Source organism: Leptolyngbya sp. AN10, from assembly GCF_050565645.1.
Classification (GTDB): Bacteria; Cyanobacteriota; Cyanobacteriia; order Leptolyngbyales; family Leptolyngbyaceae; genus Leptolyngbya.
In genome coordinates, this window is record NZ_JBNXVP010000041.1 from 1 (window position 1) to 16,219 (window position 16,219).

Annotated in this window: 11 protein-coding genes and 1 pseudogene; 6 read left to right on the forward strand and 6 right to left on the reverse strand. The window is 46.7% G+C overall.

From position 1 onward, the window contains the following. The 3 genes and pseudogenes from ACQ4M5_RS34005 to ACQ4M5_RS34015 form a co-directional block, all read right to left on the reverse strand. Nucleotides 1–1,039: pseudogene (locus ACQ4M5_RS34005) on the reverse strand (IS4 family transposase); the annotation flags it as partial. Between the two features lie 373 nt (nt 1,040–1,412). Beyond that, complete coding sequence (locus ACQ4M5_RS34010) at nt 1,413–2,216, reverse strand: ABC transporter permease (RefSeq protein WP_017291687.1); 804 nt, start codon at nt 2,214–2,216, stop codon at nt 1,413–1,415. Continuing rightward, entirely contained in the window at nt 2,213–2,860 is a 648-nt protein-coding gene (locus ACQ4M5_RS34015; protein ID WP_017291688.1) for an ABC transporter ATP-binding protein, read from the reverse strand. Before ACQ4M5_RS34015 ends, ACQ4M5_RS34010 begins: the two co-directional genes overlap by 4 nt. A 264-nt stretch (nt 2,861–3,124) precedes the next feature. On the opposite strand from ACQ4M5_RS34015, the gene ACQ4M5_RS34020 reads away from it, so the two are divergent. Together ACQ4M5_RS34020 and ACQ4M5_RS34025 are read left to right on the forward strand one after the other, a co-directional pair. Beyond that, the gene (locus ACQ4M5_RS34020) at nt 3,125–4,144 is read left to right on the forward strand and encodes a FecCD family ABC transporter permease (RefSeq protein WP_017291689.1); all 1,020 of its coding nucleotides are present in this window, start codon (nt 3,125–3,127) and stop codon (nt 4,142–4,144) included. Further along, nucleotides 4,141–5,172: a FecCD family ABC transporter permease gene (locus ACQ4M5_RS34025; RefSeq protein ID WP_017291690.1), complete on the forward strand. Its 1,032-nt coding sequence runs from the start codon at nt 4,141–4,143 to the stop codon at nt 5,170–5,172. The genes ACQ4M5_RS34020 and ACQ4M5_RS34025 overlap by 4 nt, the downstream gene beginning before the upstream one ends. Before the next feature lie 92 nt (nt 5,173–5,264). Here the strand turns inward: ACQ4M5_RS34025 and ACQ4M5_RS34030 are convergent, their stop codons facing one another. Together ACQ4M5_RS34030 and ACQ4M5_RS34035 are read right to left on the reverse strand one after the other, a co-directional pair. Further along, entirely contained in the window at nt 5,265–5,510 is a 246-nt protein-coding gene (locus tag ACQ4M5_RS34030) for a DUF1636 family protein (RefSeq protein WP_172410515.1), read from the reverse strand. A 363-nt stretch (nt 5,511–5,873) separates the two neighbouring features. Beyond that, on the reverse strand, nt 5,874–6,404 hold the full coding sequence (locus tag ACQ4M5_RS34035) for a Dps family protein (RefSeq protein WP_017291691.1): 531 nt from the start codon (nt 6,402–6,404) through the stop codon (nt 5,874–5,876). 412 nt (nt 6,405–6,816) lie between these two features. Here ACQ4M5_RS34035 and ACQ4M5_RS34040 point away from each other — a divergent pair, with 412 nt between their 5' ends. From ACQ4M5_RS34040 to ACQ4M5_RS34050, 3 genes are all read left to right on the forward strand, one after another. Next, a complete protein-coding gene (locus tag ACQ4M5_RS34040; protein ID WP_347276259.1) occupies nt 6,817–6,981 on the forward strand; it encodes an Asr1405/Asl0597 family protein in 165 nt (54 codons plus the stop codon). A 148-nt stretch (nt 6,982–7,129) separates the two neighbouring features. Further along, nucleotides 7,130–8,173, forward strand: coding sequence for an ABC transporter substrate-binding protein (locus ACQ4M5_RS34045; protein WP_071596259.1), 1,044 nt, complete (start codon nt 7,130–7,132; stop codon nt 8,171–8,173). A gap of 17 nt (nt 8,174–8,190) precedes the next feature. Further along, nucleotides 8,191–9,150, forward strand: a complete 960-nt coding sequence (locus ACQ4M5_RS34050; RefSeq protein WP_017291693.1) for a sucrase ferredoxin — start codon at nt 8,191–8,193, stop codon at nt 9,148–9,150. 11 nt (nt 9,151–9,161) lie between these two features. Here the strand turns inward: ACQ4M5_RS34050 and ACQ4M5_RS34055 are convergent, their stop codons facing one another. After that, nucleotides 9,162–10,469, reverse strand: a complete 1,308-nt coding sequence (locus tag ACQ4M5_RS34055; RefSeq protein WP_017291694.1) for an MFS transporter — start codon at nt 10,467–10,469, stop codon at nt 9,162–9,164. Nucleotides 10,470–10,871: 402 nt separating this feature from the next. Here ACQ4M5_RS34055 and ACQ4M5_RS34060 point away from each other — a divergent pair, with 402 nt between their 5' ends. Continuing rightward, nucleotides 10,872–16,217 carry a non-ribosomal peptide synthetase gene (locus tag ACQ4M5_RS34060; RefSeq protein ID WP_026149071.1) on the forward strand — a complete coding sequence of 1,782 codons (5,346 nt, stop codon included), beginning with the start codon at nt 10,872–10,874 and terminating at the stop codon, nt 16,215–16,217. The last annotated feature ends 2 nt before the right edge of the window (nt 16,218–16,219 follow it).

Sequence of the window (16,219 nt, forward strand, 5' to 3'; positions counted from 1 at the left end):
GAGTATCTATGAACTCACTCATCTTTTGATCAAGGTTGAACAGGATGCTACGGAGATGATCGAAGCCATAACGAAAGATGCTTTTGGCTCTGCGACCATGCTTTTTCAGCTTCAGGGGATTGAGTTGATGCAACCACTCTCAGACTAAGATCGCCCAGCACAAGGCTAATGAAAGGAGTGCTAATAGCTTGCTCAAGCGCTTGGGGTCAGTCAGGTGAGTCGATTCCAAGCAGAAGCCACGGGTCTTGAAAATGCCGAATAGGGTTTCAATGCCCCATCGCTTGGCGTAATCGGCAATCGCAGACTTCGGAGCGCTTTGGGTAGCGACCACGAGCAATTCGCCATTCTCTAATCGGGTTGCCGCAATGTAAACCCAATGCCCCCATAAACGGCGTTTGTGCCGCAGCACCTTCGTTTGACCGACTTGCAAATCCGCAAAGAGAACCCGAACTTTGCGACTGGTCTGCCCATCGCTCAGTTTGTGATTCTCACGAATCCGAATCCGAAAGGGCGTGAGCGGGTCTTGCAACAGGTAGCCAAACCAAGCTTTGCCGACAAACTCCCGGTCTGCAGTAAGACAAGCAATGTCGCGATCTCCAAAGCGTTCAAGAAACTGGTTGAATAACTCCATCTGTTCTGTACTGTTAGAATTGCCTCGCTTATCGAGTAGACACCACACCAGTGGAAACGCAACCCCATCCTGCACCACACCCAACATCAGGATATTGAACACACAATCGCCAAACTGCCAATCGGTACGGTCAATCGATAGCACCCAAGGTTCAGGAATTGCCATCAGGGTGACAATGGCTTGGGCAATCTCTGCATAATCCATCTCGTAATCTCGGAAAAATCGTTGCAGTCGCTTGTAATGTGAATCGGTTTGAGCTTTGCCATTGAACGCCGTTGCCAGTTCGCTAAAGTTAACGGTCTTCACCCGAAACAAGGCAATCAAGAAAGCAGCAACAAAGCTCAATCTTGCGCCATGCCAAGCGAGATGCGGTCGCAATTTCTCTTGAAGTCGAGTAACCTGATTCATAGGGGTTTTGTGGTTTAAGAATGTGGTAATTCTCATGAAACCCCTTCCTATGAATTATTTGCAAGCTTTTGTCCTGTACTTAGAGCAAACATACTAAAGACTGCACCAGAACAATCTATGCAATTGAGAGCAACAGCGGATAACGGCGAAGTCGTTGACAGCGCGATCGGACAGGGAACTGTGAGAGCTTGGAGAAGCATTTACTAAGCAATTTCATCTCACTCTGTCTGGTTAGAGAATGTGCTGAGTGATTCAACACGCCAAAGTATTTAATACGATTAGCGTAACCGTCTCTTGAATTTTGCGATGCTCTTTCATCTCGCTTTTTCAGCGATTTTCAGTTCAATCATCGCTCTAATCATGACTCGATGCGCTACAGTTTTTGCTTAAATTGCAGTCGATCGAGTCTCAGTTGGTGTTGGATGTTGAACAATGATCGAAAGCCTAGCAATACAATTCCAATCGTCGCTAGTCCAGTTGCGGCTGCGATCGCAAAAATCAGCACGATTTGATAACGGACTGCATCGGTTGGACTTGCTCCCGCGATGATTTGTCCCGTCATCATTCCAGGTAAGCTTACCGTTCCCATGACCATCATTTGATTGATGGTTGGAATCATCCCCGTTCTCACCGCTTCTCGAATGGTTCCCTGTGCAGCTTCCCAACGGGTCGCGCCCAGTGCTAGCAATGATTCGATTTGGTCTCGTCGCACCGTCAAATCTTCGGTAAAGCGATCGAGTGCTAGGGATGTTCCTGTCAGTGCATTGCCTAAAATCATCCCAAGCATCGGAATAATATATTGCGGATTGTACCAAGGCTCAACGCGAATGATTCCGCTCACGATTGCTCCCAGCATCAGTGCAGAAGAAGTAAATATCGAAACAAAGCTATTCCAATACATTCCTTGGTAGCGGCGTTTTGTTCGATCAATCGCGGATTGCCCTGCTAGAAGCGTCATAATCAGCGCTACAGATAGCACCGACCAAGATGATTGTAGTGCAAAAATCCATTTCAATACATAGCCAATCAGTAAAAGTTGAACTGTCATCCGAATGGAGCCAATCCATAATTGTTTCTCCAAGCCAAGTTGTAAGACGATCGAGAGGATGAGGTTGATCAAAATCAGCATTGCTGCTAGTGCAAGCTGTCCATCACTAATCAGAACATAATTTGTCATGGCCGTTTGAGGGTTAATCGTTGATCGGTCATTCGCTCTAATTGTTCTGGATTATGGCTTGTCCAGAAATACGATCGCACTGGGTTTTCCTGCTGCCAGAGGCGCACAAGAGCTTCAAATCGCTGCTCGGTCTGAGCATCGAGTGAGGCAGTTGGCTCATCGAAGAGCATAACAGTTGGAGAACAAAGTAAGGCTCGTAGGAATGCAGCGATTTGACCTTCTCCACCAGAAAGAGCATGAGTTGGATGATCGAGAAAGTCAGGCGATCGTCCCAGAATTGATAGATATTCTAGAATTCGTGGTCTTTGATCGCGGTAACGATCCGGCGAACGACGAACCGCCATTCTGTAGATCGCTTGTAAGTTCTGTTCAACAGTTCCTTCGAGCAGTGCAGGGCGTTGATGTAAGTATAGAACTTGAGTTCGGTAATGGGGAATGAACCAATCAGAAAGGGATTTTCCTTGAAGAGCGATCGTTCCAGATTGAACCGGGTCGAGTGCTGCGATCGCTCTCAATAGTAATGTTTTTCCGGCTCCGGCTTCTCCAGCGATCGCACATCGTTCTCCCGGATACAACTCAAAGTTGATCTGCTTCCAAACCCAACGTCCTTGAATCTGCCGCCCTAGATCCTGAATAACTAACATACTGATTCCTATCGGTACAGCAGAATCAATATACAAAATCTTAAACTCAAAGTGAAAGTTATGTGAGTTTCTTTACTCCAGCGAATATTCTATTCTTCACTAATCTAAATAATAACTCTAACCCAGGGCGAGGTCGTCAATTTGAGGCGGGGTGAAAGCAGATTTCAACGATCGCCCCATGCCTGATCGATTCAAACTGCCCTTGTTTTTTGCACACAAACAGGTACAATTAGGACTAATTTGCGTTAAGAGTCTTCTCTTACGATGACTTCTACTCTCCCTAAAGTTTATAAACCTCTCATTCCTCCTGTGTTGGGACTCGGTTTAGGCACGCTCATCTTGCTAATTATTCTGATTCACAGTGTCACCCTTGGTGCAAGAGATATTCCATTGCCAACAATTCTGGCATCGTTTACGACCTTTGATAACTCGTTTGATCATTTAGTAATTCAAACCGTTAGATTGCCACGATCACTGATTGCTCTCTCCGTCGGTGCTGCTCTTGCAGTCTCAGGTGCATTAATGCAAGGTTTAACTCGCAATCCACTCGCTGAAACCGGAATTTTAGGAATTGAAGCAGGCGGTGCTTTAGCGGTTGTCATTAGCTTATTTCTGTTTGGCAGTTCCTCGTTAACGATTTATGCAGGAGTAGCATTTTTAGGAGCCGCGATCGCAGCAATCCTTGTTTACTTTCTCGGCACATTGGGTCGAGGTGGCGCAACTCCGTTAAATCTGACAGTTGCAGGAGCCGCAATGTCTGCCTTGATTGCTTCAATCACGACTGCCATTCTGATTGTGAGCCAGCGCACGCTTGAGGAAATTCGCTTTTGGTTAGCAGGATCATTAGCAGGACGGGATTTTGATTTATTCTTGCAAGTTCTACCATTTTTGAGTGCTGGATTGGTGCTTGCATTCCTGCTCAGTCGGCAAATCACAACAATTAGTTTAGGTGAGGAAGTTGCAACAAGTTTGGGACAGCAAACCCTTTGGGTGAAGTTTCTAACTGCTACGAGCGTTGTTCTATTAGCAGGAAGTTCGGTCGCGATCGCAGGACCGATCGGCTTTATCGGCTTAGTTGTCCCCCATATGGTCAAATTTTTCATCAAGACCGACTATCGCTGGATTTTGCCCTATTCAGCCATCCTTGGAGCAATTCTATTGTTAGTGTCTGATATTGCGGCACGAGTGTTATTAAAGCCTCAAGAACTTCCCGTTGGCGTAATGACTGCGATCGTCGGTGCGCCGTTCTTTGTCTATCTTGCAAAATCGAAGGTGAAAAAATGAGCGATTGGCGTTCTCCTGTACTTTCTTTTCGGCTTGATCGACGAGTGCCTGCGATCGCGCTTTTGCTACTCGGAATTGGGTTTGCAGCAATTGTTTTCAATGTTGGACGAGGAGAATATCCGATTGCAGTATTCGACATCATCAGAACCTTGTTTGGGATTGATACAGGCAACCCGGATCATGCGTTCGTGATCCAAACGTTACGCTTACCTCGGACTTTAGTTGCATTCATGGTTGGGGCTGCACTCTCCCTATCAGGTACTATCTTTCAAGGCTTAACTCGCAATCCACTCGCTGACCCTAGCATCATTGGGATCAACACTGGAGCAAGTCTTGCAGCGGTCTCGGTGATTGTTTTGTTCCCAAACGCGCCTGTTTATGTAGTTCCGTTTTCTGCGTTTGCAGGTGCAGCATTAATGGCGATGTTAATCTATGGATTAGCCTGGCATGGGGGAAGCTCACCGACTCTGTTGATTTTGATGGGGATTGGACTCTCTGCGATCGCGAGTGCGTTTACCAGTCTGCTGATTACCTTTGGCTCAATTTACGATGTCAGTCAAGCTTTGGTCTGGTTAGCAGGGAGTGTTTACGGTCGCACTTGGGAACAATTTTTTTCATTTCTTCCCTGGTTGATTGTCCTTGTACCTGCTGCATTCGGGTTAGCAAGACATCTCAATGTGCTGAATTTAGGGGAAGACATCGCGAAGGGATTAGGCAGTCGAGTCGAATGGCAGCGAGGATTGCTAGCCATGGTTGCAGTCGGATTAGCGGGGGCATCCGTTGCAACTGCGGGAACGATCGGTTTTGTTGGGCTGATTGCGCCCCATCTGGGACGGCAGATTGTGGGCAATCGTCATGAAGAATTACTGCCGATCTCTGCACTTATTGGAGGGGTGTTAGTGGTAATGGCTGATTTTGTGGGGAGAACAGTTTTTGCACCAATCGAGCTTCCTTGTGGAGTCGTGACAGCGGGGATCGGAGCGCCGTTCTTTCTCTACTTACTGGTTCATCAACGGCAAACTGCGTAGCGATACTTTACTCTGCATCATCTTGATTGGAATTTGCAGCTAAAGTGTATATCTATCGAGTGCTAGACAATCGAATTGTGCGATCGCAGAAGTTACTCCTCATCTTCTTTCTCCGGTGAGAAGGTGAGAATGGAAGGAATACAGGCGAGTATTGTAGATTCTAGCTGCTGCGGTTGATTTTTCCAGCTAAAGCCACCTTTGGGATGATTGCTACACATCTGGATGAGTTGAAGTAACGCATGATCTGTGTCAGGCGACAAATCACCGAGTAAATAAATGCGTTTTTCTGGATTCGCTAAGGCAACACAACCATATATTTTCTCAAGAAGAGATCTCAAATAGGCTCTACAGAATTGGCAATTACTACTGCTCATCAAACCATCTTATTCCTTTAGAGCTGATATTCAAACTCATCTTGATTCAAAACAAAAGATGCCGAACAGTCTAAAGGCGAAGCTTTTCGACTATGCGGCATCCTTGTGATTAAACGCATCTATGATCAAGCGTACCTAAGCTCCCATAAAATTAGTGATAAAGGTTCTCATTAAGCGTATAGTAATAGACGAGTGTTGAGCAAGCCTGTGAAGTGGCTGATCAACGAGGCTCATCTCTTGGCTTAAGAGAATGTTGCCAGATTAGAAAGATAGGGAGGTCAAGAGAAATATGACATAACACCTGACAATGTGTTTGCAGGAAGCAAACTAGTTCAATACTACTAAAGTATCTGGAGCTAGAAAATGCGCCAAGTGGTAAGCCCGTTCCTCCGTTTTGAGCAAGATTGTCTCAAGTAGATGGCGGGTGGCACGATCGCCTAGGCTCTCCGTTTGTGATGCCAATCGACGAAGTAGCGAGATCAACGCTTGTTCGGCTGCCAAATCATTTTCAACCATTTGACGACACCGAAATTCTCCATCCGGTTCAGGTGTGAAGCAGCATAGTTCTGCAAGTTTTGCAAAGCTCGCAACTGGAACGCCACCTAATCCATTCAGTCGTTCTCCAATATCGTGAACATGTCCCTGAACCGCTTCATAACCTTCTTCAAAAAATTGATGCAATGAATAGAATTCAGCACCCTCAACAACAAAGTGATGCTTTTGATATTGCAAATACAACGCTTGAAAACTTGCCAATGCAATATTCAAGCCTTCACATACAGGTTCGGTTGTCGATCGATCTAGTAAAATCACGTTATCGGCAACTTGTCCAAAGGGTCTAACTAGCATTTGCGTCATCGGTTTTCTCCCAAGAAATAGATAGCCTTGAGCATTAACATTTTTTGTCTCTAGACAACTTCTTAAGGTCTGTTAGTAACTCTTGGTATGAACGCGAGTCTAACAATTCTCTTTACAAGTCAACTGTCACCTTCATGGAAATTTAAGGTGACAGAAATACAAGTTTCTTTCATCAATCACCCTGTAGAGTGACCCTGAATATAAAGACCATGATGATGGCGTTGTGCAGCTTTTCCTTTTATTACTTTGCCAGTTAGCCCTCACAGTAGACATTAGATGAAAATAACTCTCATGAATCCGTTAACAAATCAACACATTACAGGTAAGAAATAATATGGATATTAATGATTTATCTCAAGAGTTTGAGGAAATCGAAATTGATGGCATCGATCGCTGGTAAATTTATTTTCGGTTGCAAGAATTAGGCATTCCCTGCCGCTGCACCGGTCATGAACCCTTGAAAATTCTAATAAAAAATGCAAACTCAGCAACTCAAGTCTGGAGCGTAGCTAAACATATTGCAATGCACCGCCACGAACTCGTGCAGTGGCTTGAAAACTGCTGGGTATCACATTAACTCAATCAGATTCAGATTGAAGCAGTCTTTGCTCATCTTTACTAGGACACAATGGAGATGACTGGATGTTCATAGAGTGAAATACCCTAACACTGACACTTCAAGGGAACAAATCTTTTGAATAGCAGCAACACAATAGTATAGAGGAATGACAACTATCTCTCGCCTAGTTCGATCTTTACTACTTTTTGCTTTAACGATTCTGTTGGTTTGGGGATGTAACAGAACTCTTTCCACAACTCCACATCTAACCTCAGAACCGATACAACCAATACAGCCAGCCGCGAACTGTCAGTCCATTGAGCACGCCGCAGGGTCAACTAAGATATGTCGTCAGCCTCAGAAAATTGCTGTACTGAGTCCGTATCTGTTGGATATTCTGCTATCTCTAGGTGAACAGCCTGCTGGCTATGCAGGCACCTCCATAGGTCAGGGTCAATTCGATCATCCTGCTCACCAAATTCCTTACTTAGGAAATAGGATTATCACTCAACCTATGAATCTCGGAGATCGTACTTATCCGTCTTTGGAAGCTCTTGCGTCTCTTAAACCAGATTTGATCTTGGGTGAACTATGGCAGGGTAGCCAAGGCAAGTACGACCTGTTTTCACAAATTGCGCCTACAATCCTGATCGACGATCAACAGGGAGGTTGGCAGAGCAATCTTCAACTCATTGCCAAGGCAATGGGGCGTCTCGATGTTATTCAACCGCTGATGTTTGCACGGGAGCAGCGCATGAGTGCAGCGCGTCAGCAATTGAACGCTATCGTGCAGGCAAATCCCCGCATATTGTTATTGAGTTCTGGCGATCTCGCGAATGGTTTTTATGCGTATGGGCAAGACCGGAGCGTTTACTCGGATTTGTTGGAAGCATTGGGATTCAAGATGACTCGCTTGAATGACTCAATGTTGGAAGCGATAGGAGCCGCGCCGCTTTCCCTAGAAATGCTGCCTCAACTTGATACGGATATGCTGATTGTCTTAGGGTGGGATAGTAATCCTAATCAGAATTCCCTCGCCTGGAAACGCCTACAACAGAAATGGAACCAAACACGCCTGTTAAAGGCATTACCTGTATCACAAGCAGGACGAGTGTATTTTATGGATGGTCATTTAACAATGCTGCGAGGCCCCATCGCTGAAGCGTATATTCTGAATGACTTGCTGAAACAGCTTACCTCGAAAATGTGAGTCGGAGAGAAAAAATAATGGTTCCCTTTTTTTGTGCGGATGCTGCCCGGAGCTCGAATGCAGATCTAATTGGTACGGCTTCACCCTACAAAGCTTTTATTGCAGTTGAGTGTCCTCCACCTTGGACTCCGAATGAGCTAGATTCTAAATCCGTTCCAGCTAATCTCAGCACACTTGGGGAATGGGTGAATGAGGATTACGATCGATTTCAGACTTGCCTGCTATTGATCTACAACGAAACCTTGAATCAATCTGGGTTTACTAGACTGCTTATCTTTGAGCAAGCTTCCAACTTTACAAATACCTATCGCCAGCAAGAGTTTCACATCGCTGATCCCAATGAGATTGCCCCACTGATTCAAGCCTATTTAGCAGGTGAGCCTATCGATGTGACTCCGGTTGACAACTCGTTTCGAGATATTTTCGTTTGTACTCACGGGAGCCACGACAAGTGCTGTGCTAAATATGGGTATCCACTGTACCGCGAAGCTACCACGATCGTGAATCATCTATCGTTACATCAGGTTCGGGTTTGGCAAGTGAGCCATATTGGTGGACATCGGTTTGCTCCAACCGCGATCGACCTTCCAGCGGGACGATACTATGGACATCTTAATGGGTCATCCCTCACCTCCATTTTGACGCGAACAGGTGATATTCAGGTTTTAAGACAGGTGTATCGAGGCTGGAGCTACTTGCCTTGGGCAGTACAAGCATGGGAGCGCGAACTACTGTTGCAACAGGGTTGGGAGTGGATGAACTACAACGTTGCAATTCAAGTTTTGGCACAAAATGAAGATGAAACCTTGACTTCGGTAGAATTGACCTTTGAAACACCGGAGGGCGATCGACAGATTCATCGAGCCGACATTATTGCTGACCCCAACAAAGCTGTTTATCTCAAAGGAGAATGTGATAGCGAACAGGCATTTCCATTTCCCCAGTATGAGGTACAGAACTGGATTCGGATCAAGTAACGCTGATGCCCTTACTTGGAGCTATATGGTTCAACATCATGATCGCAGACGGTCGTTTCCATATCGCGCAACGTTGGAATCCAATATCCAATCGCACCCACCAGGACTAAACCGATCGATGAGATGACATACAGGAGTGCCATTCCTGCACCAGATCCGGTTCCAAAAATGCTACCGAATATTCCTGCAAGCCAACCTTCTGGCATCATGGCGGGTTCAAAGATTCGATCTGCCAGTGGTCCAGCCATTAAAGCCGCGATCGTTGAAACAACCAGGAGTAATAGTGAGCGAGTTGCTACAACTCGTCCCTGTCGCTCAGGGCTGACCTTGGCTAGCCAAATTGCATCATTGGAACTACCCAGAAGGGGAAAATTTAGGGAGGAGCAGAATTGACTAGGGAACCAAAGCAATGGTGATTGTCCCAGACCAAATATCGCTTTACTGATTCCTGCGCCAACCATTCCTAGAAGAAAACCATGGATCTTTCGTTTGGGACCTCCTAAGGTGCTCATGATGATCGCACCTATCACTCCACTGACTCCTGCGATCGCAGACAAGCTTGCTAAGACCGATGCATTGTTATTGCTACGCGCTAAAACCATTGCAGAATACAATGACGCACCAATGTCATGGGCAAACCAAAACAGCAAGGCTGCAACTAGGAGCGCAAATAATCCCGGTTGTGCAAACACATAGCGAAAGCCAACCAGCATTTCCTGCAATAGTGTTGTCTGACTTTGAAGTGAGGGTCGAGAAGCAACAGGTTGGGGAATATGAACTCGAAATACGGTCAAAATCGCAATACAAAACGTCAATAAATCAATGAGTAATATACCCAGTAGCCCAATACTGTAATAAAGAATCCCTGCCAGTGCAGGGGCAAAGATATTAGAACTATAATGCAGAACCGATCCCATGCTACTCGCGCGAGTATAGTCCTGCTTGGAAACCATCATTGGGATCGAAGCTGAGTAGGCAATTTCTTGAAGGTCGCTGAAAACGCCATTGATCGCACTCGTTACATAAAAGTGCCAAACTTGTAAATGCCCAGTCAGATAGAGTGAAAGAATGGCGACAGTCGATAGCGCAGCCACTGCATCACTCAACATCATCAGTTTTTTGCGATCGTAGCGATCGACAATGACCCCTGCGAAAGGAGTCACAACAAGACTTGCAACCTGACTAGAGAAAATAATTAGAGTCAGTGCTGTGGCTTGTCCTGTAAGCTGCCAAGCCCACAAAGTAATGGCAAAGTGCGTCATGTAGCTACCAATGGCAGAGACCAATTGACCACTCCAGACGATGACAAAGGTACGCATGGAAATCAGCGAGTGTTGGGTAGATCCAATACTGAGAGAATTTATCAACTATATAGCTTACTCAGCCTACCATCCTTTTGTGAGATCTAGTTTGTTTAGCTGGTTACCTCTGACAATCTTTTAATCAATTTACTCGGCGATATTAGAGATCTAGATTTCCATAAAGGCTTTATATTGCCTGGAATACAGCGGTTATCCGTTCAGTGGAGAAATCCCCTGAACTGAACCAACTTGATCGGGCAATCTCCTTGTACTTTTCATCTAAGCAACTGACAAGCTGATCAAAAAATTTTCAATAGGGCTTGCCAGAGGTAGCAGCTTTGCCGTATGGTAGCCTAGTAATTAATGCAAATTAGTTGCAATAGAGAATTCCATAGTTGGGGTGCTACAGGCACGTAGAGGATGATGAACCACCCTTCAGACGCTTTTCCAGAAACATTTTGGTGTGAATCGACCCTAGTAGCGTTGCTCCGTTACAGGGCGATGCATCAACCCGATCGCTTAGCGTTTACCTTCCTCTTGGATGGAGAAACCGAAGCGGTGAGTTTCACCTACAAAGAACTCGATCGTCAGAGTCGAGCGATCGCAGCTCGGTTACAAGCGATGGGATTGGGTGGGGAACGCGCACTATTGCTCTACCCACCTGGGCTGGATTATCTGGCAGCATTTTTTGGTTGTCTGTATGCGGGAGTGGTTGCGGTTCCTGCGTATCCACCCCACAATCAGCGAAACACACCGCGAATTGCAGCAATTTTATCGGACGCACAAGCTGCGATCGCGCTGACAACAACAGCCATCCTCGACAGAATGCAATCACTGTTGGCTGAGAAAATGAATGGGGATACAATCCAGTGGCTAACCACGGACAATTTGGAGTACTCCATTGCTGAAACTTGGCAGGAACCGCTGATTGAGAACAATACTCTCGCGTTTTTGCAATATACATCCGGTTCGACTGGCACACCCAAAGGGGTCATGCTCAGTCACAGCAACTTACTGCACAATGCTGCTGCGACCTATCGCTACATGGAGCATTCTCCTAGCAGCACGTTTGTCTCCTGGCTGCCTGCTTATCACGATATGGGCTTAATTGGTGGGATTCTACAACCGTTATATGGTGGGTTTCCTTGTATTCTGATGTCGCCTGCTTCGTTTCTTCAGCGTCCTTACCGCTGGCTGCAAGCTATTTCTCGCTATCAAGGCACTACTAGTGGCGCACCCAATTTTGCCTATGACTTGTGCGTGGAGAAGATTACGGCAGAGCAGCGCCAGACGCTTGATCTGAGTCATTGGAGCGTTGCATTTAACGGAGCAGAACCAATTCGGCACAGCAGTCTAGAACGGTTTGCGGCTACTTTTGCTGAGTGTGGGTTCCGTCGAGAAGCGTTCTACCCATGTTATGGGATGGCAGAGGCAACCCTGATGGTTTCTGGTGGAGTCCAAGCTACTGCACCCGTGATTAAGACAGTCCAGAAAGCAGCACTGGAACGTAGTCAAGTTGTAGAGGCTGATGCAGGAGATGCAGAAGTTTGGACGTTGATTGGATGTGGGAAAACAATTCCAGAGCAACATATTGTCATTGTTCATCCTGAAACCCTCGATCGCTGCCAACCCGGTGAAGTGGGAGAAATTTGGGTATCGGGTTCCAGCGTGGGACAGGGCTACTGGAATCGTCCAGAGGAAAGCGCCCAAACCTTTCAGGCGTATCTTTCAGACACCCATGCAGGACCATTCTTACGAACTGGCGACTTAGGCTTTTTGCACGATGGGGAACTGTTCATCACTGGACGCGCTAAGGATTTGATCATTATTCGAGGGCGCAATCTCTATCCGCAAGACCTTGAATTCACGGCAGAACGGAGCCATCCCACCTTGAGAATTGGTAGCAGTGCTGCCTTTGCGATCGCACTCTACGATGCAGAACGGCTTGTTGTGGTACAAGAGGTCGAGTTTCGTCAAAAGCCGAATGTTCAGGAGGTAACACAGGCAATCCGACAAGCGATCGCAGAAGCCCACGAGGTACAAGCCTATGCTGTTGTCTTGATTAAAGCAGGCACGATTCCGAAAACTTCTAGCGGTAAAATTCAGCGTCGGGCTTGTAAAGCAGCGTTTCTGGCAGGCAATCTAGCAGAGATCGGCAGCAGTATTTTAGAGATGGTTGAGGTTGAAAATCTTGAGACATCTCTAACTCGTGCAGATCTCTTCGCATTTGATTCTGCGGAACGCGAAACACAACTGACTGATTATGTTCGGCAACAAGTTGCACGAGTTTTGAGAATTGCAGCAACCCAAGTTGATGTGCAGCACCCTTTAAGCCGCTTCGGACTTGATTCGTTAATGATCTTTGAGATCAAAAGCCGCATAGAGCTTGATTTTGGAGTTGAGATCGCGATCGCGGATTTATTTGAAGGTGCTAGTATTGCCGAACTGGTCGCACAAATTCTAAATCAGCTTACAACCTCAAATCCTCAGTCAGCTTGTCCAATCGTGAGGGTTAAAAGTGCTACAAATTGCTATTCCCTTTCCTTTGCCCAACAGCGATTGTGGTTCCTTGATCAGTTAGAAGCTGCCAATTCTGCTTATCACATTGCGATCGCAGTGCAACTTCAAGGTGAGTTAAATATCACCGTACTGGAGAAAAGCCTCACCGAAATAATTCGACGGCACGAGATTTTACGAACAACCTTTTGCACGATCGCAGGGCAAGTAATGCAGCAAGTCACAGACGCGCAGATTTTGCCATTGACCGTTGTGGATTTGCGATCGTGGGTCAAATCAGAGCAAGAGGTTGAAGCGCAACGCATCACCAAACAGGCAATCCAGCAACCCTTTGACTTGCAGCAAGAACCGCTCTTCCGTGCCACCTTAATGCAACTTGGGCAGGAAGATCATCAGTTGCTATTAACTATGCATCACATCATCTCCGATCGATGGTCGGCGGAGGTCATGCTACAGGAGTTAGCAACACTTTATGATAGCTACTCCCAGGAATGGGTTTCACCCTTGCCGGAATTGCCCATTCAATACGCCGATTTTGCTCACTGGCAGCGAACCTGGCTTCAGGGTGAAGTGCTAGAAACGCAGCTTGCCTATTGGAAACAGCAACTCAACAGTGCGCCAACGGTTTTACATCTTCCGAGCGATCGTCCACGTCCTGCTGCTCAAACCTTTCGAGGGGCAACAAAATCGTTGCATCTTTCTCGATCGCTCACCAATTCGCTCAAGGCACTGGCGCGGCAAGAAGGGGTGACGCTGTTCATGCTGCTGCTGGCAGTCTTCAAAACCTTAATGTATCGCTATAGCGGGCAAGATCGGATTTCTGTTGGCTCTCCTATTGCGAATCGAAACCGCAATGAAATCACAGGGCTAATTGGATTCTTCGTGAACACCTTAGTGCTGCATACTGACCTTGCAGGAAATCCTAGCTTTCGAGAATTGTTGAATCGGGTTCGTCAGGTTGCCTTAGGAGCCTACACCCATCAGGATTTACCGTTTGAGCAACTCGTAGAAGCAGTCCAACCAGAACGAAACATGAGCTATTCGCCTCTGTTTCAGGTGATGTTCACGCTCCAAAATGCTCCACAGCTTCCAGAAATACCGGATCTGGCTCTGAAACCTATCAAAGTAACCAGTGAAACGGCACAGTTTGATTTAAGCGTGGCAGTTGAAACAGTCGAAAACGGGTTAGTTGCAGACTTTGAGTACAATACTGATTTATTTGATGAAAGTACGATCGCTCGGATGCAGCATCACTTTCAAACCCTACTAGAAAGCATTGTCACGAATCCGAATGCTCGGCTCTCAGACTTACCGCTCCTGACCGCGCAAGAGCAACAACAACTTTGGCAATGGGGAAATCAAGCGGTTTCTCTGAATCCCAATCCAGATCTATGTATTCACCAATTATTTGAAGCGCAGGCAAAGCGAACTCCTGATGCGATCGCGGTCATCTTTGAGCAGCAACAACTTACGTATCAAGACCTGAATAATCAGGCGGATCACCTCGCAAATTTCCTCCGCTCTTTGGGTGTTGCTCCAGAGGGACTCGTTGGAATCTGTGCGACGCGATCGCTAGATCTCATCATTGGATTGCTCGCCATTCTCAAAGCGGGAGGAGCCTATGTTCCGCTTGATCCAAACCTCCCGAAAGAGCGTCTCGCTCTGATGCTGGAAGATACTCAAGTGCCAGTCCTGCTGACTCAAACATCCCTGCTCAATATCCTGCCGGAAACGACGGCTAGAGTGGTCTGCCTCGATTCAGCATGGAATCTGAGCGAGCAACAATCTGCCGAACATTGTGCTCCGGTCGCCTCTAATCTGGCTTATGTCATCTATACGTCTGGGTCTACGGGCAAGCCTAAAGGGGTAATGATCGAACATCGTTCCCTCGTGAGTTATATCGAGACGGCAAGCGTTGAATATGGCATCAAACCGGGCGATCGCGTTTTGCAATTTGCTTCTCTGAGTTTTGATGTCGCAGCCGAAGAGATTTTTGTATCCTTGACGCAAGGAGCAACATTGGTGCTGCGGACTGATGCGATGTTGGATTCGGTATCTACCTTCTTGCAACAGTGCCGCGAACTGGCGTTAACTGTACTCGATCTACCGACTGCATTCTGGCATCAAATCACGGTTGAACTGGCTCAAGGGTTGGAATTACCTGAGTCTTTGCGTTTAGTGATTATTGGGGGCGAACCTGCACTGTCTGAGCGGCTTCTGGCTTGGCAAATGAAGGTTCGCGATCGCGTTCAATTGTTGAATGCTTACGGTCCTACGGAAACCACGATCGGCGCTACAATCTGCGATCTATCAACAGTATCCCCTGCAAATTCAGGACGAATTGCCCCGATTGGATATCCTTTGCACAATACGCAGCTCTATGTCTTGGATCAGAATCAACAGCCCGTGGCGATCGGGGTTCCTGGTGAGCTATATGTTGGCGGAGGTGGTATTGCTCGTGGCTATCTAAATCAACCTGAGCTAACGGCTGAACGGTTTATTCCCAATCCTTTCGATCGCAACTCAACCCTTCTCTATAAAACGGGCGATCGCGTCCGCTACCTGCCAAATGGCATGTTGGAATTCCTCGATCGCATTGATGATCAAGTCAAAATTCGGGGCTTTCGGATTGAGTTAGGAGAAATTGAAGCAACACTCCGGCAACATCCAGACGTTCAAGAAGCGATCGTTTTAGCGTGGGCAGATCATTCAAATAACAAACGTCTCACTGCCTACATTCGTGCTGCTACGCCCCCTACACCTATTGATCTGCGTCATTTTCTAGAGGAAAAACTGCCTCAGTACATGATCCCAGCAACCTTTCTCTTCCTGGATGCATTACCCCTCACACCTAGCGGCAAAATTGACCGCCGTGCCTTACCTGCTCCAGAGACGGCTCAAATTGCGTCAACGAGCACTTATGTTGCTCCCAAAACCGAAGTAGAGCAAGCGATCTCTGAAGTTTGGCAAGCGGTATTGCAGATTGAAAAAGTCGGCATTTACGACAACTTCTTTGATCTGGGCGGGCACTCCTTACTGGTACTTCAGGTACAAAGCAAGCTACAAATAGCGTTGAAGCGATCGATATCAGTCACGGATCTATTTCAGTACCCAAACATCAGTGCTTTAGCCAATTACTTGAATCAGACATCATCCTCTAAAGTTTCGTTGCAGGCAGTTCGCGATCGAGCCGCACAACAAAGAGCCGCATTCAATCGACAAAAGCAACTTCGTCAGTCAGGGAAATAGAC